Source organism: Bacillus sp. S71 (assembly GCF_016625265.1).
Lineage (GTDB): Bacteria > Bacillota > Bacilli > Bacillales > Bacillaceae_G > Bacillus_A > Bacillus_A cereus.
The window spans coordinates 24,399-46,088 of record NZ_JACVUW010000003.1 but is presented as its reverse complement, the minus strand read 5'-3'; the positions used below and the strand labels follow the sequence as shown (position 1 = coordinate 46,088).

Genomic DNA, 21,690 nt, shown 5'->3' with positions numbered 1-21,690 from the left:
TGTTATCCCCCCCTTATGTAAATATTACCAAAAGGGTGTGGGTTTTAATATATAATAAGGAAGAAATACATCTTTAATTAACTTATTAAATGGAAAAATCCCTTATAGAAAAATCTATTTCTACAAGGGATAATAATGTTTTTATTAGAAAGACTGATTTTGAGCAGGTTTAATAAATTGTTCAGGGTTTTCAACAAGCCCACATACAGCGCATTGGACGCGGTATGTAGGTCCTTGATAGGCCATATGAAAAGCATTCATCGTTTCATTTGTGTATTCTTCTTCTACTTGACCAGTTTGTGGATTTAATTTGACTGGTTTTACTTGTTGTTCAAGAATATTAAAGCGAGTACGGTTCGTTTTACAGCTTGGACATAGCATTGGTTCCATATGTATACACCTCCATTTGTATCATTTCTTAAAATCTTTAATTTTATGCAAGCAAAAAACTTTCTCAATATAAATAGGTGTTTAATGTATTTAAAATTCAGAAAAAATAAAATATAATAAAAGTACGAACTGGTTATGTCCAAACCAAATCTCCTGTTTTATGCCAATAAGCTGGGGGGCCGAGAAATCGGCCTCATTTTTTTTGCTCATTACTACAAGAACAAGGTTTTTGTGAGACTTTTGTCGAAATTTTAGGGATAGATATAAAGGGGGATGTAAAATGGATTTGAAAATGAAGTACATCATTTTATATGTAGAAAATTTTGAGGAATGTTTAAAATTCTATAAAGATATTTTACAGTTACCTATAAAAGCAGAGCACGGTACATATATTGAATTTAATACTGGAACTACCATTTTAGCGATGAATACGCGGCAAGATGTGAAAGAATTAACAGGACTACCGCTTACAGAAGGTGAATTACAGTCTTCTCATTTTGAATTAGGATTCGTTGTTGAGAATGTACAAAAAACGATTGAGCAATTTAGAGAACAAGGAATCAAGATTTTAGTTGAACCGATTGTAAAACCGTGGGGACAAACAATTGCCTACATTGCTGATCCAGATGGAAATTATATTGAAATTTGCAGTTCATTAGAATAGAGGGAGAAAGAGAGATGGGATTTCCAAAACTAGAAACAGAACGTTTACTCTTAAGAGAACTTACACTATTAGATGCAGAAACGATGTTCCAATATTTTTCGAAAGAATCAGTTATACGTTATTTCGGAATGGATTCTTTTGAAAATATTGAGCAAGCGAAAACAACGATTCAAACGTTTAAAAATCGTTATGAAGAGGGCAGTGTATTTCGCTGGGGAATCGAGAAAAAAGGGACGGGCCAATTAATCGGAACGTGCGGATTTCATTTAATTAATAATAATCATAAACGAGCTGAAATTGGTTATGAATTAGATGATACATATTGGGGACAAGGATATGCATCGGAAGCATTACAAGCGATTTTAGCTTACGGATTTGAAATGCTGCAACTGATAAGAATCGCAGCGGTTGTATATGTAGAAAATAAAGCTTCTCAAAAGTTGTTAATAAAAGCAGGATTTCAAGAAGAAGGATTACTTCGAAAACATATGATTCAAAATGGAGTTGCTCATGATACCATTTTATATTCTTTATTAAAAGAAGAGTGGAAGAAGTAATGAGTACAAACGAACTTATAACGATTATGAAGAATCATAGGGAAAATAGATTCATTTTAGGTATAGATGGTTTAAGTCGTTCAGGAAAAACAACATTCGTAGCAAATTTAAAAGAAAATATGAAACAAGAAGGCATTCCGTTTCATATTTTCCATATTGATGATCATATAGTGGAGCGTAATCGACGCTATTATACAAACCATGAAGAATGGTATGAGTATTATTGTTTACAGTGGGATATTACATACTTGAGGCAGAAGTTTTTTCAGAAGTTACAACATGAGACAAAATTAACTTTGCCTTTTTATCAAGAGGAAACAGACTCATGTGAAATGAAAAAAGTACAGATTCCTATTGTAGGCGTAATTGTTATTGAAGGAGTTTTTCTGCAGCGAAAAGAATGGAGAGATTTCTTTCATTATATGGTCTATTTGGACTGTCCAAGAGAGACAAGGTTTCTACGTGAGAGTGAGGAGACACAGAAAAACCTTTCAAAGTTTGAAAATAGGTATTGGAAAGCAGAGGATTATTACTTAGAAATGGAATCGCCGAGGGATAGGGCGGATTTAGTCATTAAATGATTTGAACATAGAAGGTGAATAGAATGAATATTTTATGGGATTTTGATGGGACGTTATTTGATACGTATCCTGCATATACAATGATGCTTTCTGAAATATTAGGTGATTCAGTAGAAAAACAAGAAATATACAAAAACTTAAAAATATCATACTCTCATGCAATTCAGTATTATAATATTTCATGCGAGCAGGAAGAAAAGATTAAAGTTTTGAAGGGAAAATTCACGTCAAAAGATATGAAACCTTTTGCAGGTGTCGAAGAGGTTTTGAAATTTGCAAATAAAAATGTGATTATGACCCATAAACATAGGGAAGGGGTTATGGGCATTTTAAAATATTACGGCTGGGAAAAATACTTCGTAGATATGGTTACAATTGACGATGGCTTTCCTCGAAAGCCAAACTCTTTAGCTTATAATCATCTGCATAAAAAATACAATATTGATTTAGCTATTGGAGATAGAGAATTAGATTTATTACCTGCAAAAGAATTAGGTATTTCAACATGTATGTTTCAAGGTAATTGTGATGTAGCGGATTATTCTTTATCACATTACTCGGAGTTTTTTAAGGTAGTGAGTGATAGAGAGTTTTCTTTATAAAAAAAGTTATTAATAAAGACTGTATCTTTCATTTTAAAGGTACAGTCTTTATTTTTTAGAGCTATTATATACCAATTGCCGTGGATTAAAGAATGATTGTATATCTTTAGTAAAGAAATAGTCAGGTTAGTTGTTAGATAGAAATAAACTGACAGATAAAGTGATAGTGTCCGTTTTATCTGCTTTTTATCATAACCAAATTATGGTTATTCATGCTAATATAAACTCATAGCTATATAGAAGGGGTGGGATTAGTATGAAAACAGAAATAGTTCCTAAAAAGAAGTACAGTATAATAAGCTATATATCTTTACTCATCGGCATTTTGTGTTTTCTATTCGTTTTTATAACGCCAACAAGGATAGCGAATGCAGGTAATATAGTTGGAGATTATATTACAATTGCCCTGACAGGTATAGGTATCATGCTTTCAATAATCACAATGACGAAAAAAACAGAGAAGAAGGGGATTGCTATCCTTTCATTAATACTGTCCTCATCATTTTTTATATTTTGGATCATAGCAATTATCCTATTGTTTACTGGTCAAATTAGTTTTGCACCGTAATGTGTAATAAAAAGAGTCCTTCTCGTATGAAGGACTCTTTTTATTCGGTATCTTCAGGTTGATATTCTAAAATATCCCCCGGTTGGCATTCTAATGCTTTACATATTGCTTCTAAAGTTGAAAAACGGACTGCTTTTGCTTTTCCATTTTTCAAGATAGAAAGGTTAGCCATTGTAATTCCAACCTTCTCCGAAAGTTCTGTTACACTCATTTTTCTTTTTGCTAACATTACATCAATATTAATAATAATTGCCATATTATTCACCTCAGACCGTTAAATCATTTTCTGATTTTATATCTATAGCATCTTTTAATAGTCTTTGGAGAACGGCAGCAAAGACCGCGATTACCATTGAAGCAAAAATCATAATCATCCCGATAATAATAATGCCAGGGGCATCATCTCTCTCTGCCACGAGATAGAAAAGTGGCATACCTAATACATATAATACACTAATTGCCAATGCGCTGTACTTAATATTTTTTAAAGCTTGAACAGATAGCTCTGAGAATGCGTTATTTTTATCAATATAGTTTAAAAGCTTAAATGTTTGGTACAGTGCGAAGTAATAAGGTATTGCTGTTGCGTATAAATTGATAAATACAAGATATTTAATATATGCAATATCTGGATATAATTCTGCGGCGAAGTTTCCTATTTTAGGGACTAAAAAAATGCACATAGCAAGAACGGGGATTCCGATCAGAATCACAACGGTCTTTAAAAAGAGTGTGGATCCTTGTTTCATAAAAAGCACCTCATTTATTTAATATCTTATTAATTTAACACGAAATTTATTGTTTAACAATAAATTTTTATTTCTTTTGATCGAGGATTTATTGTTAAACAAGTAATTAATGAAAAGGATGTTAAATCTTTTTTATAAGATAGATGATACATACCGATATTTAATAAAGGAAAGAAAGGGAAAGTAACTATTGTTAGCTTTATGAGAATTGGGAACTAATAAAACATATGTAGGTTTTGGTATGGAAAAGGAAATAGTGTGTATTTAAATGAATGCAAAGTTTATGGAGGAACAATCATGTTGAATTATGGTGTGAAGATGAAAAAGTTGCTATTAGTGGCAGCTATAATAGTAAGCGTATTAAGTACGGAAAGTATGATGAATTATCATGCGGCCAAAGCTAAGGTGAAAAAAGTAGAACATCAGCCTAAAAATATAATTATGATGGTTATGGACGGAACGAGTTCAACGGCGACAACATTGGCTCGCTGGTATAAAGGGGCACCGCTTACGTTAGATCAAATTGTAACAGGAGGAGTTCGTACGTTTTCGGCGGAATCAGCTATTACAGACTCAGCGCCAGCAGCAACAGCATTAGCAACTGGAAATAAATCAAATTCAGGATATGTAGGTGTATTACCTTCTATTGTAAGTTCGCCTAGCTTAGAGCCAATAAAAGAAGAGGACAAGTTACGGCCGGTCGCAAACGTATTAGAAGGTGCAAAACGTACTGGTCGTGCAACTGGAATTGTTGCTACATCTGAAATTCAGCATGCTACTCCGGCGGGATTCTCGGCTCACCATGTCAATCGCAAGCAATTTGACGTAATTGCGAAGCAGCAAGTATATCAAAATATAGATGTCGTATTAGGCGGGGGAAAAGCGGCGCTGCTACCTATGCAAAGTAATGGAATCCGAAAAGATGGTGAAAATTTAGTGAAGGTGATTCAAGACAGAGGATACGATTTCGTTGAAACGAAAGATGCGTTATTGAACTCCAAATCTAATAAAATTTGGGGCTCTTTCTCACATCATGCTCTTGCGTTTGATATGGATCGTATAGCAACAAACCCAGAACAACCAACACTTTCTCAAATGACAGAAAAAGCAATTCAAACATTATCGAAAGATAAAGATGGCTTCTTTTTATTCGTAGAAGGTAGTAAGCCTGATTGGGCAGCTCATGCTAATGATCCAATTGGGATGATTAGTGATGTATTGGCATTTGATGAAGCGGTAGCAAAGGCGTTACAATTTGCAAAGAAAGATGGGGATACGATGCTCATCGCTTTAACTGATCATGGTAACAGCGGTATCTCTATAGGGAATAGAAATACGACAAAAGGATACAATACTACACCGGTTTCTGCATACATTGATTCATTGAAAAAGGCGAAAATGACACTTGAAGGAACTATAAATAAACTGAAATCTGATTTATCAAATGTAGAAGATGTAGCTAAACTATACGGTTTGGATAATCTAACTCATGATGAAAAAGAAAAATTAAAAGCGGCAAAAAAGAAAATGGATGTAGGACGAATTCTTACTACATTATTGGCTAATCGTGCAAATATCGGCTTTACGACAGGAGGACATACAGGTGAGGATGTATTTTTACATTCTTATGGACCTCAAAAACCAGAAGGCTTAATCCAAAATACAGACATTGCGAAGACGATGGCGAAAGCGATGGGCTTTAACTTAGAAGAAGTAACGAATAAAATATTTTTAGAGAGTGAACAAGCCTTTAAGAAAATCGGTGCAACTGTAACAGCCGACAAAACCGAAGGAGCAAACCCGTTACTCGTAGTAAAACATAATAAAGTAGAAGCACAATTATTTGGTAACAAAAATATAATTCGTATCAATGGTAAAGGGTATGAATTAGGAAGTATTATTGTAGAGAGTAATGGAAAGTGCTATGTACCAGAAGAAGCAATTCAACTATTTGTAAAGCATTCTCGTTAAAAAATTGCCAACCAGTTAAGCTAACTGGTGGCAATTTTTTGCGTTTATTCTAAATATAAGGGTTCGGATTGTTTTGGAAATTTTTCCAGATGAGACTTGTATAAACGTTAAAGGGGAATTATATTTTTTTCTTACATTAAAAAATTTCGTTTTGTAGAATAGAGAATTTATACATATAGTAAAGTCTAATGTATTATCAATTAATATTTACGAAAAATATATTAATACTTTAGAATTTCTTTAATTTTCATTATTTTTTATTTAATATTATTCGTTATATTTATAATGTGTTTATTTCAATTTATCGTATTGCAGCGCAGTTTCATATAATTATAAAGCAATCCTCAAAATAAAATCTCCACTAGAGTAAATTTATTATTTTTTTGCGTCTTTTTTATCCCGCTATTTGCCGGGCAGTAAGACCCCCACCTCAAAAATCAGCGAAAGCAAAGAAGTTAGGTGGGGGTCGGGCTGCCTGTAAAAGCCCGATTGGTGAGGGCTGATTAAAGTTTCACTTTATTTACGAAAATTATTATGCAGCTAAGAAAACTGTAGTTTATTGGATTAGAGGTATATTAGAATTTAGTTGAAGAAAGAGAGAGGGAATAAAATGAATATAGTGCATTTACGTCCTAAACAGCGGTCTAAGTATCGCATTATGCTAGGGACGTGGTATTACTCTACAAAGAGATACATTCAGTGGTTAGTAGACGGAAAAACATATGCAAAAAGGCTCCAACAAGAAAAGCTACCTTGTACAGCAATTCAGCACCGAACGATATTACTTCGTAAGCTCAAAGATGTAGATATGTGGTATCAACAGAATAAGGTTGTTAATTTGAAAATTGCTGTTAAAAAACTAAATGGTATCGTCATTAGACCAGGAGAAACATTTTCTTACTGGCGTTTAATAGGTAAGCCTACGAGGAAAAAAGGATATGTAGAAGGTATGGTATTACACTACGGATCTTTTCAAACAGGTATTGGAGGAGGTCTTTGTCAGCTTTCGAATTTAATATATTGGATGACTTTACATACACCACTGACAGTAACAGAACGATATCGTCATAGCTTTGATGTCTTTCCTGATTCGAGGCGAACTCAACCGTTTGGGAGTGGAGCGACTTGTTCCTATAACTATTTGGATTTACAAATTAAAAATGAAACGGACCAACCGTATCAACTTCACCTTTATATGACAGATGAACATTTAGTTGGTGAATGGAGAACAGTCTATCCGCAACTTTATCAATATGAAGTGTATGAGAAAGAACACTCAATTCAACCTGCATACTGGGGCGGTTATATACGACATAATGTGATTCAACGTAAAGTATATAATCAACAGAAACAGTTAATAGAAGATCAATATGTAACGGAGAATCACGCTATAATGATGTATGAACCACTATTAGCTTGTAATAATGAGAATAGTGAGTAATATGATAATCCATAGATTAAATAGTATAGAAAATATTTAATTCTTATTTTTATTAAAAAAATATAAATCTCAGATTTACTGGATTTTGATTGTAACTTAGAACATATAAAAGTTCACTGTTATTTATTGGAGAGCCTGTTTGTTTTTCTATCTTTTGTATTTCACTCTGCATAAAAAAATATTTCTCAACATTTTATTTGTTGAAAAAGATTGAATATTCGTATTATAACGAATATTATGTTGTTATCGGCAAAAAACGATAATTTGCAGACACTGGGGAGGAAATACATTGAAAAAGAAATTAAAACCATTAGCGGTATTAACAACAGCAGCAGTACTAAGTAGTACGTTTGCTTTTGGAGGTCACGCAGCGTATGCTGAGACACCAACATCATCTCTACCAATAGATGAGCACTTAATACCGGAGGAGCGTTTGGCAGAAGCGCTAAAACAACGGGGGGTAATTGATCAATCTGCATCACAAGCTGAGACGTCAAAGGCTGTCGAAAAATATGTTGAGAAAAAGAAAGGGGAAAACCCTGGGAAAGAAATCTTAACAGGAGATAGTCTTACACAAGAAGCTTCTGATTTTATGAAAAAAGTAAAAGATGCAAAAATGAAGGAAAATGAACAGGCACAGCAGCCTGAAGTAGGCCCAGTAGCTGGGCAAAGTGCTGGATTGAATCCAGGAAAATTAAATGGAAAAGTACCTACTACATCAGCGAAGCAAGAAGAATACAATGGAGCTGTTCGAAAAGATAAAGTACTTGTTTTACTTGTAGAATTTAGCGATTTTAAGCATAACAATATTGATCAAGAGCCAGGATACATGTATTCCAAGGACTTTAATCGTGAACATTATCAAAAAATGTTATTTGGTGATGAACCATTCACTTTATTTGATGGATCGAAGATTAACACATTTAAGCAATATTATGAAGAACAATCTGGTGGTAGCTATACAGTTGATGGGACTGTAACAGAGTGGCTTACTGTTCCAGGAAAAGCATCAGATTATGGTGCTGATGCGGGTACTGGTCATGATAACAAGGGGCCTTTAGGACCAAAAGATTTTGTGAAAGAAGCATTAAAAGCAGCGGTAGCAAAAGGAATCAATTTAGCAGACTATGACCAATTTGATCAATACGATCAAGATGGTGATGGAAATAAAAATGAGCCAGATGGAATTATTGATCATTTAATGGTTGTACATGCTGGCGTTGGTCAAGAAGCTGGCGGCGGTAAATTGAAAGATGATGCGATTTGGTCACATCGTTCAAAACTCGGTTCAAAACCATATGCAATTGATGGCACGAAATCTTCTGTTTCGAACTGGGGCGGAAAGATGGCTGCATACGATTATACAATCGAGCCTGAAGACGGAGCGGTTGGTGTGTTTGCACATGAGTATGGCCATGATTTAGGCTTACCAGATGAATATGATACAAAGTACTCAGGACAAGGTGAACCTGTTGAGTCATGGTCTATTATGAGTGGTGGTAGCTGGGCTGGAAAAATTGCAGGAACAGAGCCAACGAGTTTCTCACCACAAAATAAAGAGTTTTTCCAAAAGAATATGAAGGGGAATTGGGCGAATATCCTTGAAGTAGATTATGACAAACTTAGCAAAGGCATCGGTGTTGCGACATATGTAGATCAAAGTACTACAAAATCTAAACGACCTGGAATCGTTCGTGTTAACTTGCCGGACAAAGATATAAAAAATATCGAATCGGCGTTTGGTAAGAAGTTCTATTATAGTACAAAAGGAAATGACATTCATACAACACTTGAGACACCAGTATTTGACTTAACAAATGCAAAGGATGCTAAGTTCGATTATAAGGCATTTTACGAACTTGAAGCGAAGTATGATTTCCTTGACGTATATGCGATTGCAGAAGATGGAACGAAGACACGCATTGATAGAATGGGCGAAAAAGATGTAAAAGGCGGCGCGGATACAACTGATGGTAAATGGGTTGATAAATCATACGATCTAAGCCAATTCAAAGGAAAAAAAGTAAAACTGCAATTTGAGTACTTAACAGATATTGCAGTAGCTTATAAAGGATTTGCGTTAGATAATGCAGCCTTAACTGTAGATGGAAAAGTTGTTTTCTCTGATGATGCGGAAGGTCAGCCAGCAATGACGTTAAAAGGCTTTACTGTGTCTAACGGATTTGAACAGAAAAAACATAATTACTATGTAGAGTGGAGAAATTATGCTGGTTCTGACACTGCGTTACAACATGCACGTGGACCAGTATTTAATACAGGAATGGTTGTATGGTATGCGGATCAAAGCTTTACAGATAACTGGGTAGGCGTTCATCCAGGTGAAGGGTTCTTAGGAGTAGTAGATTCTCATCCAGAGGCAATTGTAGGGACATTAAACGGACAACCTACTGTGAAGAGCAGTACGCGTTATCAAATTGCCGATGCGGCATTCTCATTTGATCAAACGCCAGCATGGAAAGTAAATTCACCAACTCGCGGTATTTTTGATTATAAAGGATTACCAGGAGTGGCGAAATTTGATGATTCTAAGCAATATATCAACAGCATCATTCCTGATGCAGGACGTAAGTTGCCGAAACTAGGACTGAAGTTTGAAGTAGTAGGCCAAGCTGAAGACAAGTCTGCAGGTGCGGTTTGGCTTCATCGATAAAATAAGGTAAAAAGAAGAGGAGCTGCCATAAGTCGGTGAAATTGACTTATGGTAGCTCTTTTCTTCTTGTGAAAAAACTCTCTGTTTTTTTATGTACTTATTGGAAAAATTCGAAGTTTCTTTGATACATAAAATGCTCCGTCTGTCCAATTATAGAAGCTATTTTGGACGTAAGAAATTTGTAAGTAATGAGTAAGAAAAAAGAGATTTTCATAGTATAAAATATTTATTATAGCTACTTTTAACACCTGATACTAATAGTGTGTTATAATATGAATTAGCAACAAAAAGGAAAGGAATTAGAACAATGACCTTAGAAAATACTAAAAATTTAAAAAAACAAGTTGCTCCTTTTGAAAAATCAACGATTAAAAAAAGTGTTTGGCAACTGATCAACACAATCGTGCCATTTATTATTTTATGGTACCTTGCTTATAAAAGTTTGTCAGTTTCTTATTGGTTAACATTAGTTCCAGCATTGTTAGCCGCTGGATTTATGACAAGGATTTTCATTATTTTTCATGATTGCACCCATTATTCGTTTTTTAAAAGTCGACGTGCAAATAGAATAGTTGGAACGTGTATGGGTGTTTTAACATTATTCCCATTTGATCAGTGGGGGCATGAGCATTCTATTCACCACGCTACGAGTGGTAATTTGGATAAAAGGGGTACAGGAGATATTTGGACGCTTACAGTAGATGAATATGTAGCAGCACCATTTAGACTCCGTTTAGCATATCGTTTATATCGCAATCCATTCGTTATGTTTGGATTAGGTCCGATTTATGTTTTCCTGCTTAAAAATAGATTTAACCGAAAAGGTGCTAGAAAAAAAGAACGTATGAACACTTATTTAACGAATATTTTAATCGTTGCTATTATAGGAATGCTTTGCTGGGCAATTGGATGGCAATCGTTTCTTTTAGTACATGGTTCTATATTTTTAATAGCAGGTTCAATAGGTATTTGGTTGTTTTACGTACAGCACACATTTGAGGATTCTTATTTTGAAGAAGATAAAGAGTGGGAATATGTGAAAGCGGCAGTGGAGGGAAGTTCTTTTTATAAACTTCCAAAAATTTTGCAATTTCTAACGGGTAATATTGGATTCCATCATGTTCACCATTTAAGTCCAAGAGTACCTAACTATAAATTAGAAGAGGCACACAACAATACGCTTCCTTTAAAAAATGTACCAACGATTACGCTTGCTACAAGCTTGCGTTCACTCCGTTTCCGTCTTTGGGATGAGAAAAGTAACAATTTTGTTAGCTTTAAAGATGTCAAAAATATAATTAAAAATAATGTTTCTGTTCGAGTGAAATCTGAACTATAATTGCATCGTATATAAAACTCCCCTTAATCATTTTCGATTTAAGGGGAGTTTTTGTTTAAAGAGTAGATGCCAGATAAGAAGAAAATTTACATAATTCAAATTGTAATTGAAGCAGATTAGGAATTGCTCGTACGTAAGTACAAATATAAGATGACAATAAATACATTATGTTAACAAATGGAGTTATCATGAATTTTCCATTACGAAAACTGTTCATAAATCCGAAGAAAATTAATAGCAAAAGGGGAATCGTACAACATTATATCCAAAAATAAGAAAAGACTTGAACGGAAATTCCATTCATTTTTCTTGGTGTTCCTCATTCCATACACTTAAATAGGACGCATATTCTAGTTCATCTGGATTCTCATGTAACATAGAAATGAATTCTAATTTATTTCCATCACAATCTAGAAAGTATACACTTGCAGCGGGCATCCACCTTTGGACAATTGGCTCTTGATTTCCTTTTCCTTGACTTCCTATCACTTCTATTCCACGTTCCTCTAACCACGCTTTAGAAGTCATTAAAGACTCTAAATTTACACCAAAAGCAAAATGTCTCGGCTCAAAGTCTTCAATGTTATGTACTTCCCATAGTCCAAGCATTTGTTGTTTATTTTCTCCGACCCAAAAGAAAGCCACTCTTCTTTTGGAGAATTTTCTTGCTAACGTTAATCCTAGCTTGTTTTGATAGAAATTTATTGCGTTTTCTAAATTTCTTACATGTAAATGAGTCTCGTATATGTTCTGTATTATTATGATCATTCCTTTCTTTATTGGTAACTACCAATTAAATAGTGAATGTAATTCTAAAGTTGAAATATGTATAAGCCTAGTAATGTACATCTATATCCGATATACCTATTTACTATTATATTGAAATTGGAATGTGATAAATCCCACTGAGGTAGTAAGTGTTTAAATGAACACTCTACTACTTTTGTAGGAGAGGGGATATATCTATTAAATTCAGATGAAATCATATTTAAATAATGAAAAACGCTATTATTTTCGTAAGAATAGCGTTTTTTTATGTTTTTAAGTTGGTGGCCATAGGGTAGAATTTGAAAAATGAGGATTTACAAAGCTAAGAAGTTTAACTCCAAAAAAAAATCGATTTCCTGTGGAGTTAAAGGAATCGACTTTTATATTTACCTTGATGTATTAACGCAGCTGTTAACTTAATAGTAAATAAGTAGAATCCACTATTTCTCCCAAAGTTCGATCAATCGACCTTCAGGATCCTTAATCCAAATAAACTGTCCAAATTCACTGATTTCTTCTTTCTTCTCAAGAGGTACACCAATATTCTCAAGATGCTTTATAGTCTCGTTTAGATTATGTACTTCGAAATTTAACATCACTTGTTGTTCTTTTGGAAAATAATTGTCATTCTCTGTAAAGAAAGAAAAGATTGTCTCATTTCCTAACTGGGGTTTAATCACAGTTCCATTCCAATCTTCTATATCAAGTTTCAACACTTCACTGTACCATTTTTTTATAACTTCAAGATTCTTAGTTCTCCAAAATATTCCTCCAAAACCTTTTATCATCGTATCTAACTCCTGTCTGTCTTTAAATATATATTAAATATATCAAAACAAAACAGTAATAGTAAGCAGAATTATCAACTTATGAATAGTAAAAATAGTAATTGTTAGTATTATAGTATTTACTACATTAACACTTTCTACAACATCATTAGCAGAACTTGAAATTTCGGGAAAGGTATAGAAATGCTCATTTTTCAACCCAAAGTTCACCTGAGCAATCCAGAACTTAAAGTGTTATAAATAATTCTTTCAATAGTAGGGGGAAATGAGAGAAGGAACGATAAAAGACCACACATGAAGTGAAACGCCACGTGTGGTCTTTTATGTATCGTCAAATATTACGAAGTCTCGCTAATTTTACTTTCACTATGAGTGTTAGTAGATATTCTTTTCTTAACTTTAAAGTGATAGTAGGTATAGCAAAAGATGATAAATGGTACAGTGCAATAGATTCCAAGTCGTTGTTCTGGGATAAAAATAAGACTGATTAATATAATGCCATACAATCCAAAACCAAGAATTGGTACGAGTGGATAAAGTGGTGTTTTAAATTTTAAGTCTTCTAATTTTCCACCGTCTGCTAAATAATGTTTGCGGAAAAAGAATTGAGAAACACAAATTGACATCCAAACAATAATGGTAATGACTCCGGAAATTGAAATGAGCCATAAGTAAACCGTTTCAGCAGCTACTACGCTTGTCAAAAGAGAAAAAGCAGAAATAGCTATCGTCATGATTAAAGCGTTGAGAGGAATCCTATGTGATGATAATTTCTTTAAAAAGGCTGGAGCCATTTCGTTTTTTGATAAAGACCAAAGCATTCGAGTAGCAGCGTATAGTCCTGAGTTTGCAACAGAAAGAACAGCAGTAAGAATAACAAAGTTCATAATATCAGCTGCATATGGAATACCGATATTATCAAAAACAGCAACGAATGGGCTCTTTGTTAATCCAGCTTCTTCCCAAGGAATTAAAGCAACAAGAACAAAGATTGCTAAGACGAAGAAAAACATTGTGCGCCATATAATATTTCTAATAGAACGAGGTAAAGTTTTTGCTGGATCTTCACTTTCACCTGCTGCGATTCCAACAAGTTCTGTACCTTGGAAGGAATAGTTGACTGTAACCATTGTTAAAAGAATAGCGGCAAGTCCATTTGGGAATAAACCACCATGATTTACGAAATTTGATAATAGCGGAGCGGGTTCGTCACCTTTTAAATCAATAAAACCGAACATAGCGGCGCCGCCAAGAATAATGAAAGCGATAATGGCAGATACTTTTATACTTGAAAACCAAAATTCTGTTTCTGCATAACTACGAGCAGATAATGCGTTAATAGTGAAGATTGTAACGCCAAATATTAAACACCAAACCCAAACAGGAATATCAGGAAACCAGCGCTGCATTGTAATGCCGGCAGTTGTAAATTCAAGACCGGTCGTATTCGCCCAGCTTAACCAATACAACCATCCGATTGTAAAGCCAGTTGCAGGATTGATGAACTTAGTGGCATATTCTTGGAAAGAACCTGAAACAGGCATGGCTACAGCAAGTTCACCAAGACATAGCATAACGAAATACATTAATAATCCACCGGCCATAAAGGCAAGTACGGATCCGCCAGGTCCAGCTTGACTTATAATAAAGCCAGATCCGTTAAATAACCCCGTTCCAATCACACCACCGAGTGCAATCATGAATAAGTGTCTACTTTTCATCGTCCGTTTTAATTCATTGTTTGTATTGCTTACTTGCGCCATTGTTTTCCTCACTTTCATAGGTGATAGAATAAAGTTTGATGTTTTTCCGTATTATGGAATGTATTCCGTGATGTGAAATCTTGTTATAATTTTCAGATAATTAAAAAGAAAAGTCAATATTTTTTTGTTTGCGTTTTCAATTCTTTGTTAGTGATATGTTTTTATTGTTAGAAAATTAAATAAATAGATTGATTTCATTTCGAATGTTTGCTAAATTGATAGTTAATTAAGCATACTAACATATTACGAGTAAAGTTGAGGCGAGTTATGGTACAGTCCATTGATCGAGCGATAAGTATTATTAAATTATTGAATTCTACAAATGAAAAAGAGTATTGGGCTATTTCTGATATAGCTGATGGAACACATCTCCCGGTTAGTACAGTACATAGATTACTTAACTCTTTAATGGAGCATGGGTTAGTTACACAAATTTCAGAGACAAAACAGTACAAAATTGGACCAATGTGGATGGAAATAGGGTTACGTCAATTGGAGAAGGTAGACTACAGATCTGTTGCAAGAGAAGTGATGAAACGTTTAGCTGCTGAAGTGGAGGAAAGTGTCTATTTAAATATTCCAAACGGAACACATTCTATTATCATTGAAAGAATTGATAGTCCTTTAAAAATTCGAGTTATCGATAATCTAGGGGAACAAATTCCACTTTCAATTGGTGCCGCAAATAAAACGATGCTTGCCAATATGAAAACGAATGAAATGGAACATATTGTAGAAAATTTACTTTCTTCATTACCAGAACAAAAGCAAATTCTTCTTAATCAAATAAAGCAAATAAAAAATGAAGGATATGCTGTCAGTTATGGTGAAAAAACAGAAGGGACAGCTTCAGTAGCTGCACCTATTATCGGATTTAATCATAAAGTAGTAGGAGCATTAAGTGTTGGGTTAATTAGTCATCGTATTAATGATGATCGACTATCTTTTCTTATTAGCAAGGTAAAACAAGCGGCTCATGAAATATCAATAAAAATCGGCAGTACATCAGAACTATAATTTTGATAGCTGTCGTCATTTTTTTATTCATATAATGGAATTAGTTTTCATAATGCGGAAAAATAGGGGGATTTATATGTCAAAGTGGCAATCAAAAGAACAATTGATTCAATTATTAAGCGGTCTTGTTGAAATTCCTAGTATTACCGGTTCAGAAGCTGAAGTAATATTGCCAGACTTTGTTGTGGAACAGTTATCTGATTTACAGTACTTCAAAGAAAACCCGCATCATTTACAAAAAAATCCGACAGGGGACGGACGATATTTTGTTACAGCACTAGTAAAGAAAAGCGATAGTACAAAAAATACTGTAATTCTAGTAAGTCACTTTGATGTTGTAGATGTACAAGATTACGGAGTGTGGAAAGAAGATGCATTTAATCCTAAAAAGTTAACATCTATGTTTTATTCTCATAAAGATGAACTTCCAGACCATGTACGTGAAGATATAGAACATGGGGAATGGCTGTTTGGTAGAGGAACAATGGATATGAAATGCGGCCTCGCATTACAAATGGCAATGATTGAACAAGCATGTGAAGGAAGATTCGATGGGAATGTTCTTTTATTGGCTGTACCAGATGAAGAAGTGAATTCTGTAGGGATGAGGGCCGCTGTTCCAAGACTGTTAGATTTAGCTAGAGAGCATAACTTAGATTATAAAACGGTCTTAAACTCAGAGCCTATGTTTTCAAGACATCCTGGTGACCAAAATAAGTATATTTACACTGGCTCTATTGGTAAAGTATTACCTGGTTTTCTTTGCTATGGAAAAGAGACACATGTAGGTGAACCTTTTGCAGGCTTAAATGGGAGTTATATGGCTTCATTAATAACAGCAGAATTAGAGTTAAACACAGACCTTTGTGACATTGTAGAAGGGGAAGCGAGTCCTCCGCCAACTAACTTACTTCAAAGGGACTTAAAAGAGGATTATTCTGTACAAATTCCGCATCGTGCAGTTACATTATTTAATTTGTTTTTATTAGAAAAATCAATGACAGATGTAGTTTCATTGTTACGTCAAAAAGTAACGAAAGTAGCAGAGAAAATAGAAGAGTCGTATGAAAAACATGCATATCGTTTTTCTAAATATAATCCATTTATACCACCTAATCTCAAAGTAAATGTATTAACTTATGAAGAGCTTATCACATATGCAATTGAGCAACATGGACAAGAAAAAATAAATCATATTCAATCTAATATTATAAAAAATAGAGAAGATAAAGATGATCGTGCGGTAACGATTGATTTAGTAGATAAATTAGCGATTTTATGTAAAGAAAAGGCACCGATGATTGTACTTTTCTTCGCTCCGCCGTACTATCCAGCTGTGAGTTCACGCAACAATCCTTTAATAAAAGAGGTAGTTGTAGAAATGGAAAAGTATGCACACTACAATCATAAGATTACATTTGAAAACCAAAATTATTTTGGGGGGATTTCAGATTTAAGCTATGTAGGCTTGCAGTATCCACTGGATTCAATGAGTTCGCTTGTAGACAATATGCCATTATGGGATAAAGGTTATTCAATTCCGCTTCAGGAATTAGAAGAGTTTGATGTTCCAGTATTAAATATGGGGCCGGTAGGAAAAGATGCACATCAATGGACAGAACGTCTAGATGTAAACTACGCATTTGAAACACTAATAGATATGTTACCGAAATGCATTGAAAAATTATTAGTTTCTAATAAAATTACACAATCATAGTAGGGAATAGGTAAGGGATAAAATAGAACCTTTAAAGAAGATTTGAATTAAATTATTTTAATATAATTAAAAAGCGGAACGGCCAAGCTCAATTTTATATGAGTTTGGCCGTTTATCATGTAGTGAATTTTTAATTAAAATTATGTGAATTCATAGCTAACGTAATCTCTTTTATAGTTTTATTTTTTAGTTTGACCAGATAGTTCAACAGACTTTTGCGTACAACGTTGCATAGCTGAAATAATCGCTGTTCGTAATCCTTTTTCCTCTAATGTTGCTACAGCTTCTATTGTCGTTCCACCAGGAGAACAAACCATATCTTTCAATTCACCTGGATGTATTCCTGTTTCTAGTACCATTTTTGCAGAGCCTAACACAGCTTGAGCAGCGAATTTATATGCTTGATTTCTTGGCATACCATCTAGTACAGCAGCATCTGCCATCGCTTCTATAATCATATATACATAAGCTGGTGAAGAACCACTTACGGATGTGACAACATCCATTAATTTTTCACTTACGATCTCTGTTTGACCAAAACTATTGAAAATGTTTAGTACATCTTCTAAATCTTTTTCTGTCACCATTTCATTCGGGCATAATGCAGACATTCCTTCTCCAACAAGAGCAGGAGTATTAGGCATTACCCTTACAACCTTTACTTTTTTATTAAATGCATTTTCAGTACTTTCAATACTTTTCCCAGCAGCGATCGTAACGATGATAGCATCGTTTTTGATTACTTCTTTTATTTCATTAATTATTGACGCGTATAGGTCTGGTTTGGTTGATAAAATTAAAATATCAGCATTTTTAGCTACTTCATTGTTGTCGGTAGTTGTAGTTAGCCCATATTTTTCACTAGCATTTTTTAAATTAGCAGTGTTTAAATCTGAACAAATAATTTGATTTGAAGACACTATATTTTTGTTTATCATTCCGCCAATCATAGCCATTCCCATATTTCCGCAACCGATGAATCCAATTTGTTTATCCATAATAACTCAATCTTGCTCCTTTTATAATCAATTATATCGGTTTGATATTATTTTCTTAGAATAAGAATAACATCCCTGTGCAATATAAAGAAACATTCTAAGAGAATATATTCCTTTTTGCAACACTAAAAGATAAAAATTAATTATATTCGACATTATGTAAATATATACACTATAATTTAAGGTTTTATGTTTATGAATATGAGTTAAACTTATATCAATTTGTATTTTCATTCAGTAGGGCAATAATTTCATACAAGTAACTTGTGGCTCTATTTATTTTTTAAGATACCTCTTGACACCGAATCGAACTATATCGCATAATATAAAAAAATTAGATCGAAAATCGTTGAAGGGAATTAGTACATATGTCTTCTTGCGAAAGAGAGTGGAATTCACCGGCTGAAAGATTCCTCGTATAGAATGTATCGAACCTATCCCTGAGTCTTAAATGAAAGTTTAGGCGTTCGCCTGCGTTATAGGCACCAAGTGGATATCTATGTATATCAATTAAGGTGGTACCGCGGAACAATGACCGTTTCGTCCTTTTTATTTTATTAAGGGCGAAGCGGTCATTTTTATTTTGCTCTTAAATAATTCAGTGCAGCATTGATGAGAATAGATATAGTTGCAAAGTGAATGAAGTGTAAATTATAAAAACTTTGATTTTAGACTTGGGGGATAAAAAAGTGAAAAAACAACGAATTGTTGTAAAGATTGGAAGTAGTTCCTTGGCAGATAGTCATGTAGGCATCTCTACAGAACAGCTTTCAGATCACGTTGCCGCATTGGCTCGGTTGAAAGCTGATGGGCACGAGGTTGTGTTAATTACATCTGGAGCCGTTGCTGCAGGGTTTTCAGCGCTAGGATATCCTAGCAGACCTGTAACGATTAAAGGGAAACAGGCTGCAGCAGCTGTCGGACAAAGTTTGTTAATGCAGGCGTACACGGAGGAATTCCGTAAATATGGCATCGTTACTGCGCAACTTTTGTTGACGAGAAGTGATTTTTCTAGAAAAGAACAGTATAGTAATGCTTACGCTACGTTAGGAGAATTATTAAACCGTTCCGCTCTTCCAATTATTAATGAAAATGATTCCATCTCTTTAGAGGAGCTGACGTTCGGTGATAATGATATGCTGTCAGCTTTAGTAAGCGGGCTTGTTTCGGCGGATATGCTTATGATCTTTACAGATGTGAACGGGTTATATGACAAAAATCCTCAGAAAAATGCGGATGCAAAAAAATATTATTTTCTTCCTGAAGTTACGGAAGAAATTTCTTCTCTTGCAGGAGATGCTGGCTCAAAACTTGGGACTGGCGGTATGAAATCAAAAATCGATGCTGCAAAGACAGCACTCTCTCTTGGTGTGAGTGTATTTATCGGAACAGGACGTGGGCAGGAAAAGTTTGTAGATGTTTTGAAGGGTAAGGGTGACGGAACGTATGTCGGTAATGCTCCTCAAAAAGAAATGAAGATGAACAAGCAATGGATTGCCTTGCATTCGCTTGTTAGCGGACAAATTGAAGTAGATGCTGGGGCAGCTACTGCCATCATTCAGCATGGTAAGAGTTTACTTCCAGCTGGTGTTACGAATGTATCAGGATTTTTCCAAGTGGGTGAAGTTGTAGAGGTTGTAACGCAACAAGGGCGCGTAATAGGAAAAGGACAATGCGCATATAGTGCAGAGGAACTAAGAGATGTAAAAGGTATGCAAAGCCAAGATATTCAAGTAAGAGGCGAGAGACATAGTTATGAAGTCATCCATAGGGATCATTGGGTTTCACTTTAAAAAGGAGGAAATAAAAATGAATGAAGTGTTGGCAAAGGGGATAAAAGCAAAAGAGGTTGTTAGGGAACTTGTACTAAAATCTACAAATCAAAAAAACGAAGCACTTGCTGCAATTGCAAATCAATTAATAAGTGAAACAGCTTATATTTTAGAGGAAAACAAACGGGATATAGAAGAAGGTAAGGCAAAAGGGTTTTCTGATTCTCTCATTGATCGCCTTATGCTGAATGAACAGCGTATTGTTGATATGACAGAAGGGATTAAGCAGCTAATTGAATTACGTGATCCTGTAGGAGAATGTGTAAGTGCATGGGAAAGGCCAAATGGACTATCTATTCAGGAAATGCGCGTACCACTTGGTGTTGTTGGGATGATTTATGAGGCAAGACCGAATGTAACAGTGGATGCTGCTACAATTTGTTTGAAAACAGGAAACGCAGTCATATTACGTGGTAGTTCTTCTGCTATTCATTCTAATAAAGCGATCGTTGCCGTTATTCACAGGGCGCTCAAACAAACAAGCTTACCTCAAGAAAGCGTCCAGCTTATAGAAGATACAACGCGAGATAGCGCAAAGCAGTTGTTTACAATGAAGGATTATCTAGACGTTCTTATTCCAAGAGGTGGCAAACAATTAATCGATACTGTTGTGAGAGAAGCGTCTGTTCCAGTACTTGAAACAGGTGCGGGAAATTGTCATATTTTCATTGATGAAACAGCGGATAAACAAATGGCATTGGATATTATTATAAATGCAAAAACGCAGCGTCCATCTGTATGTAATGCGATTGAAACGATTGTTCTTCATGAGAAGTGGGCAGAGAAATATGGTAGCGAGTTGTTTTCTTCTTTGAAGGGTAGAGGCGTGGAGCTACGTGGTGATCAAAAAGCATTTGCAATGGATTCTTCAATTGTACTTGCTTCAGAAGAAGACTGGGGGACAGAATTTTTATCTCTTACACTAGCAGTGAAAGTGGTTTCCACTGTTGAAGAAGCGATTCATCATATAAATACGTATGGATCTATGCATTCTGAAGCAATTATTACTGAAAACGAGGAAAACGTCAGCAAGTTTTTTACTTCTGTAGATGCCGCGGCACTTTATCATAATGCATCGACTCGTTTTACAGATGGATCCGAATTTGGATTCGGAGCGGAAATTGGTATCAGTACACAAAAGTTACACGTAAGAGGACCAATGGGGCTTCCAGCATTAACTTCTACAAAATATGTGATTCGTGGAAATGGACAAATTCGAAAATAATAATAAAAGACACTCAATTGGCCTGAGTGTCTTTTATTATAAAAATTAT

Annotated in this window: 20 protein-coding genes and 1 other annotated feature; of the genes, 13 read left to right on the top strand and 7 right to left on the bottom strand. The window is 34.7% G+C overall.

Annotation, left to right across the window (positions count from 1 at the left end; translation table 11 throughout):
* Nucleotides 1-144: 144 nt before the first annotated feature.
* Nucleotides 145-390, bottom strand: coding sequence for a hypothetical protein (locus IBT51_RS07240; RefSeq protein ID WP_000433609.1), 246 nt, complete (start codon nucleotides 388-390; stop codon nucleotides 145-147).
* A 280-nt stretch (nucleotides 391-670) separates the two neighbouring features.
* On the opposite strand from IBT51_RS07240, the gene IBT51_RS07235 reads away from it, so the two are divergent.
* From IBT51_RS07235 to IBT51_RS07215, 5 genes are all read left to right on the top strand, one after another.
* Nucleotides 671-1,054 (top strand): VOC family protein, encoded by a 384-nt coding sequence (locus tag IBT51_RS07235; RefSeq protein ID WP_098125793.1) that lies wholly within the window; start codon nucleotides 671-673, stop codon nucleotides 1,052-1,054.
* Nucleotides 1,055-1,068: 14 nt separating this feature from the next.
* The gene (locus tag IBT51_RS07230; RefSeq protein ID WP_000506652.1) at nucleotides 1,069-1,611 is read left to right on the top strand and encodes a GNAT family N-acetyltransferase; all 543 of its coding nucleotides are present in this window, start codon (nucleotides 1,069-1,071) and stop codon (nucleotides 1,609-1,611) included.
* Complete coding sequence (locus IBT51_RS07225; RefSeq protein ID WP_000106123.1) at nucleotides 1,611-2,192, top strand: kinase; 582 nt, start codon at nucleotides 1,611-1,613, stop codon at nucleotides 2,190-2,192. Before IBT51_RS07230 ends, IBT51_RS07225 begins: the two co-directional genes overlap by 1 nt.
* A gap of 23 nt (nucleotides 2,193-2,215) precedes the next feature.
* A complete protein-coding gene (locus tag IBT51_RS07220; protein WP_016512647.1) occupies nucleotides 2,216-2,794 on the top strand; it encodes an HAD-IA family hydrolase in 579 nt (192 codons plus the stop codon).
* Nucleotides 2,795-3,050: 256 nt separating this feature from the next.
* Nucleotides 3,051-3,362 carry a hypothetical protein gene (locus IBT51_RS07215; RefSeq protein ID WP_063547718.1) on the top strand — a complete coding sequence of 104 codons (312 nt, stop codon included), beginning with the start codon at nucleotides 3,051-3,053 and terminating at the stop codon, nucleotides 3,360-3,362.
* A 40-nt stretch (nucleotides 3,363-3,402) separates the two neighbouring features.
* On the opposite strand, the gene IBT51_RS07210 is transcribed toward IBT51_RS07215, so the two are convergent.
* A complete protein-coding gene (locus IBT51_RS07210) occupies nucleotides 3,403-3,618 on the bottom strand; it encodes a helix-turn-helix domain-containing protein (RefSeq protein WP_000974619.1) in 216 nt (71 codons plus the stop codon).
* A 10-nt stretch (nucleotides 3,619-3,628) separates the two neighbouring features.
* Nucleotides 3,629-4,111: a DUF2975 domain-containing protein gene (locus tag IBT51_RS07205; protein WP_000809118.1), complete on the bottom strand. Its 483-nt coding sequence runs from the start codon at nucleotides 4,109-4,111 to the stop codon at nucleotides 3,629-3,631.
* Nucleotides 4,112-4,408: 297 nt separating this feature from the next.
* Here IBT51_RS07205 and IBT51_RS07200 point away from each other — a divergent pair, with 297 nt between their 5' ends.
* The 4 genes from IBT51_RS07200 (at nucleotide 4,409) to desA (ending at nucleotide 11,533) form a co-directional block, all read left to right on the top strand.
* On the top strand, nucleotides 4,409-6,082 hold the full coding sequence (locus IBT51_RS07200) for an alkaline phosphatase (RefSeq protein ID WP_053564141.1): 1,674 nt from the start codon (nucleotides 4,409-4,411) through the stop codon (nucleotides 6,080-6,082).
* A 610-nt stretch (nucleotides 6,083-6,692) separates the two neighbouring features.
* Nucleotides 6,693-7,523: a VanW family protein gene (locus IBT51_RS07195; protein ID WP_088022222.1), complete on the top strand. Its 831-nt coding sequence runs from the start codon at nucleotides 6,693-6,695 to the stop codon at nucleotides 7,521-7,523.
* 289 nt (nucleotides 7,524-7,812) lie between these two features.
* Nucleotides 7,813-10,194, top strand: a complete 2,382-nt coding sequence (locus IBT51_RS07190) for an immune inhibitor A domain-containing protein (RefSeq protein WP_200458221.1) — start codon at nucleotides 7,813-7,815, stop codon at nucleotides 10,192-10,194.
* Nucleotides 10,195-10,501: 307 nt separating this feature from the next.
* A complete protein-coding gene (gene desA, locus IBT51_RS07185; RefSeq protein WP_000171497.1) occupies nucleotides 10,502-11,533 on the top strand; it encodes a Delta(5) desaturase DesA in 1,032 nt (343 codons plus the stop codon).
* A gap of 300 nt (nucleotides 11,534-11,833) precedes the next feature.
* On the opposite strand, the gene IBT51_RS07180 is transcribed toward desA, so the two are convergent.
* From IBT51_RS07180 to IBT51_RS07170, 3 genes are all read right to left on the bottom strand, one after another.
* On the bottom strand, nucleotides 11,834-12,292 hold the full coding sequence (locus IBT51_RS07180) for a VOC family protein (RefSeq protein ID WP_200458236.1): 459 nt from the start codon (nucleotides 12,290-12,292) through the stop codon (nucleotides 11,834-11,836).
* 449 nt (nucleotides 12,293-12,741) lie between these two features.
* On the bottom strand, nucleotides 12,742-13,089 hold the full coding sequence (locus IBT51_RS07175; RefSeq protein WP_000589591.1) for a VOC family protein: 348 nt from the start codon (nucleotides 13,087-13,089) through the stop codon (nucleotides 12,742-12,744).
* 338 nt (nucleotides 13,090-13,427) lie between these two features.
* On the bottom strand, nucleotides 13,428-14,852 hold the full coding sequence (locus tag IBT51_RS07170; RefSeq protein WP_200458222.1) for an amino acid permease: 1,425 nt from the start codon (nucleotides 14,850-14,852) through the stop codon (nucleotides 13,428-13,430).
* 267 nt (nucleotides 14,853-15,119) lie between these two features.
* On the opposite strand from IBT51_RS07170, the gene IBT51_RS07165 reads away from it, so the two are divergent.
* Nucleotides 15,120-15,869, top strand: coding sequence for an IclR family transcriptional regulator (locus tag IBT51_RS07165; protein ID WP_000250751.1), 750 nt, complete (start codon nucleotides 15,120-15,122; stop codon nucleotides 15,867-15,869).
* A 52-nt stretch (nucleotides 15,870-15,921) separates the two neighbouring features.
* The gene (locus tag IBT51_RS07160; RefSeq protein ID WP_140155489.1) at nucleotides 15,922-17,586 is read left to right on the top strand and encodes a M20/M25/M40 family metallo-hydrolase; all 1,665 of its coding nucleotides are present in this window, start codon (nucleotides 15,922-15,924) and stop codon (nucleotides 17,584-17,586) included.
* Between the two features lie 179 nt (nucleotides 17,587-17,765).
* On the opposite strand, the gene proC is transcribed toward IBT51_RS07160, so the two are convergent.
* Nucleotides 17,766-18,584 (bottom strand): pyrroline-5-carboxylate reductase, encoded by an 819-nt coding sequence (gene proC / locus IBT51_RS07155; RefSeq protein ID WP_200458223.1) that lies wholly within the window; start codon nucleotides 18,582-18,584, stop codon nucleotides 17,766-17,768.
* A gap of 340 nt (nucleotides 18,585-18,924) precedes the next feature.
* Nucleotides 18,925-19,135: a binding site (T-box leader), on the top strand.
* A gap of 138 nt (nucleotides 19,136-19,273) precedes the next feature.
* On the opposite strand from proC, the gene proB reads away from it, so the two are divergent.
* Complete coding sequence (gene proB / locus IBT51_RS07150; RefSeq protein WP_000744741.1) at nucleotides 19,274-20,377, top strand: glutamate 5-kinase; 1,104 nt, start codon at nucleotides 19,274-19,276, stop codon at nucleotides 20,375-20,377.
* A 16-nt stretch (nucleotides 20,378-20,393) separates the two neighbouring features.
* Nucleotides 20,394-21,641, top strand: a complete 1,248-nt coding sequence (locus tag IBT51_RS07145) for a glutamate-5-semialdehyde dehydrogenase (protein WP_001006624.1) — start codon at nucleotides 20,394-20,396, stop codon at nucleotides 21,639-21,641.
* Nucleotides 21,642-21,690 lie beyond the last annotated feature (49 nt).

Coding starts and splice junctions, on each gene's coding strand:
- IBT51_RS07240 (WP_000433609.1), bottom strand. CDS start 390: ATGGAACCAATGCTATGTCCAAGCTGTAAAACGAACCGTACTCGCTTT.
- IBT51_RS07235 (WP_098125793.1), top strand. CDS start 671: ATGGATTTGAAAATGAAGTACATCATTTTATATGTAGAAAATTTTGAG.
- IBT51_RS07230 (WP_000506652.1), top strand. CDS start 1,069: ATGGGATTTCCAAAACTAGAAACAGAACGTTTACTCTTAAGAGAACTT.
- IBT51_RS07225 (WP_000106123.1), top strand. CDS start 1,611: ATGAGTACAAACGAACTTATAACGATTATGAAGAATCATAGGGAAAAT.
- IBT51_RS07220 (WP_016512647.1), top strand. CDS start 2,216: ATGAATATTTTATGGGATTTTGATGGGACGTTATTTGATACGTATCCT.
- IBT51_RS07215 (WP_063547718.1), top strand. CDS start 3,051: ATGAAAACAGAAATAGTTCCTAAAAAGAAGTACAGTATAATAAGCTAT.
- IBT51_RS07210 (WP_000974619.1), bottom strand. CDS start 3,618: ATGGCAATTATTATTAATATTGATGTAATGTTAGCAAAAAGAAAAATG.
- IBT51_RS07205 (WP_000809118.1), bottom strand. CDS start 4,111: ATGAAACAAGGATCCACACTCTTTTTAAAGACCGTTGTGATTCTGATC.
- IBT51_RS07200 (WP_053564141.1), top strand. CDS start 4,409: ATGTTGAATTATGGTGTGAAGATGAAAAAGTTGCTATTAGTGGCAGCT.
- IBT51_RS07195 (WP_088022222.1), top strand. CDS start 6,693: ATGAATATAGTGCATTTACGTCCTAAACAGCGGTCTAAGTATCGCATT.
- desA (WP_000171497.1), top strand. CDS start 10,502: ATGACCTTAGAAAATACTAAAAATTTAAAAAAACAAGTTGCTCCTTTT.
- IBT51_RS07175 (WP_000589591.1), bottom strand. CDS start 13,089: ATGATAAAAGGTTTTGGAGGAATATTTTGGAGAACTAAGAATCTTGAA.
- IBT51_RS07170 (WP_200458222.1), bottom strand. CDS start 14,852: ATGGCGCAAGTAAGCAATACAAACAATGAATTAAAACGGACGATGAAA.
- IBT51_RS07165 (WP_000250751.1), top strand. CDS start 15,120: ATGGTACAGTCCATTGATCGAGCGATAAGTATTATTAAATTATTGAAT.
- IBT51_RS07160 (WP_140155489.1), top strand. CDS start 15,922: ATGCGGAAAAATAGGGGGATTTATATGTCAAAGTGGCAATCAAAAGAA.
- proC (WP_200458223.1), bottom strand. CDS start 18,584: ATGGATAAACAAATTGGATTCATCGGTTGCGGAAATATGGGAATGGCT.
- IBT51_RS07145 (WP_001006624.1), top strand. CDS start 20,394: ATGAATGAAGTGTTGGCAAAGGGGATAAAAGCAAAAGAGGTTGTTAGG.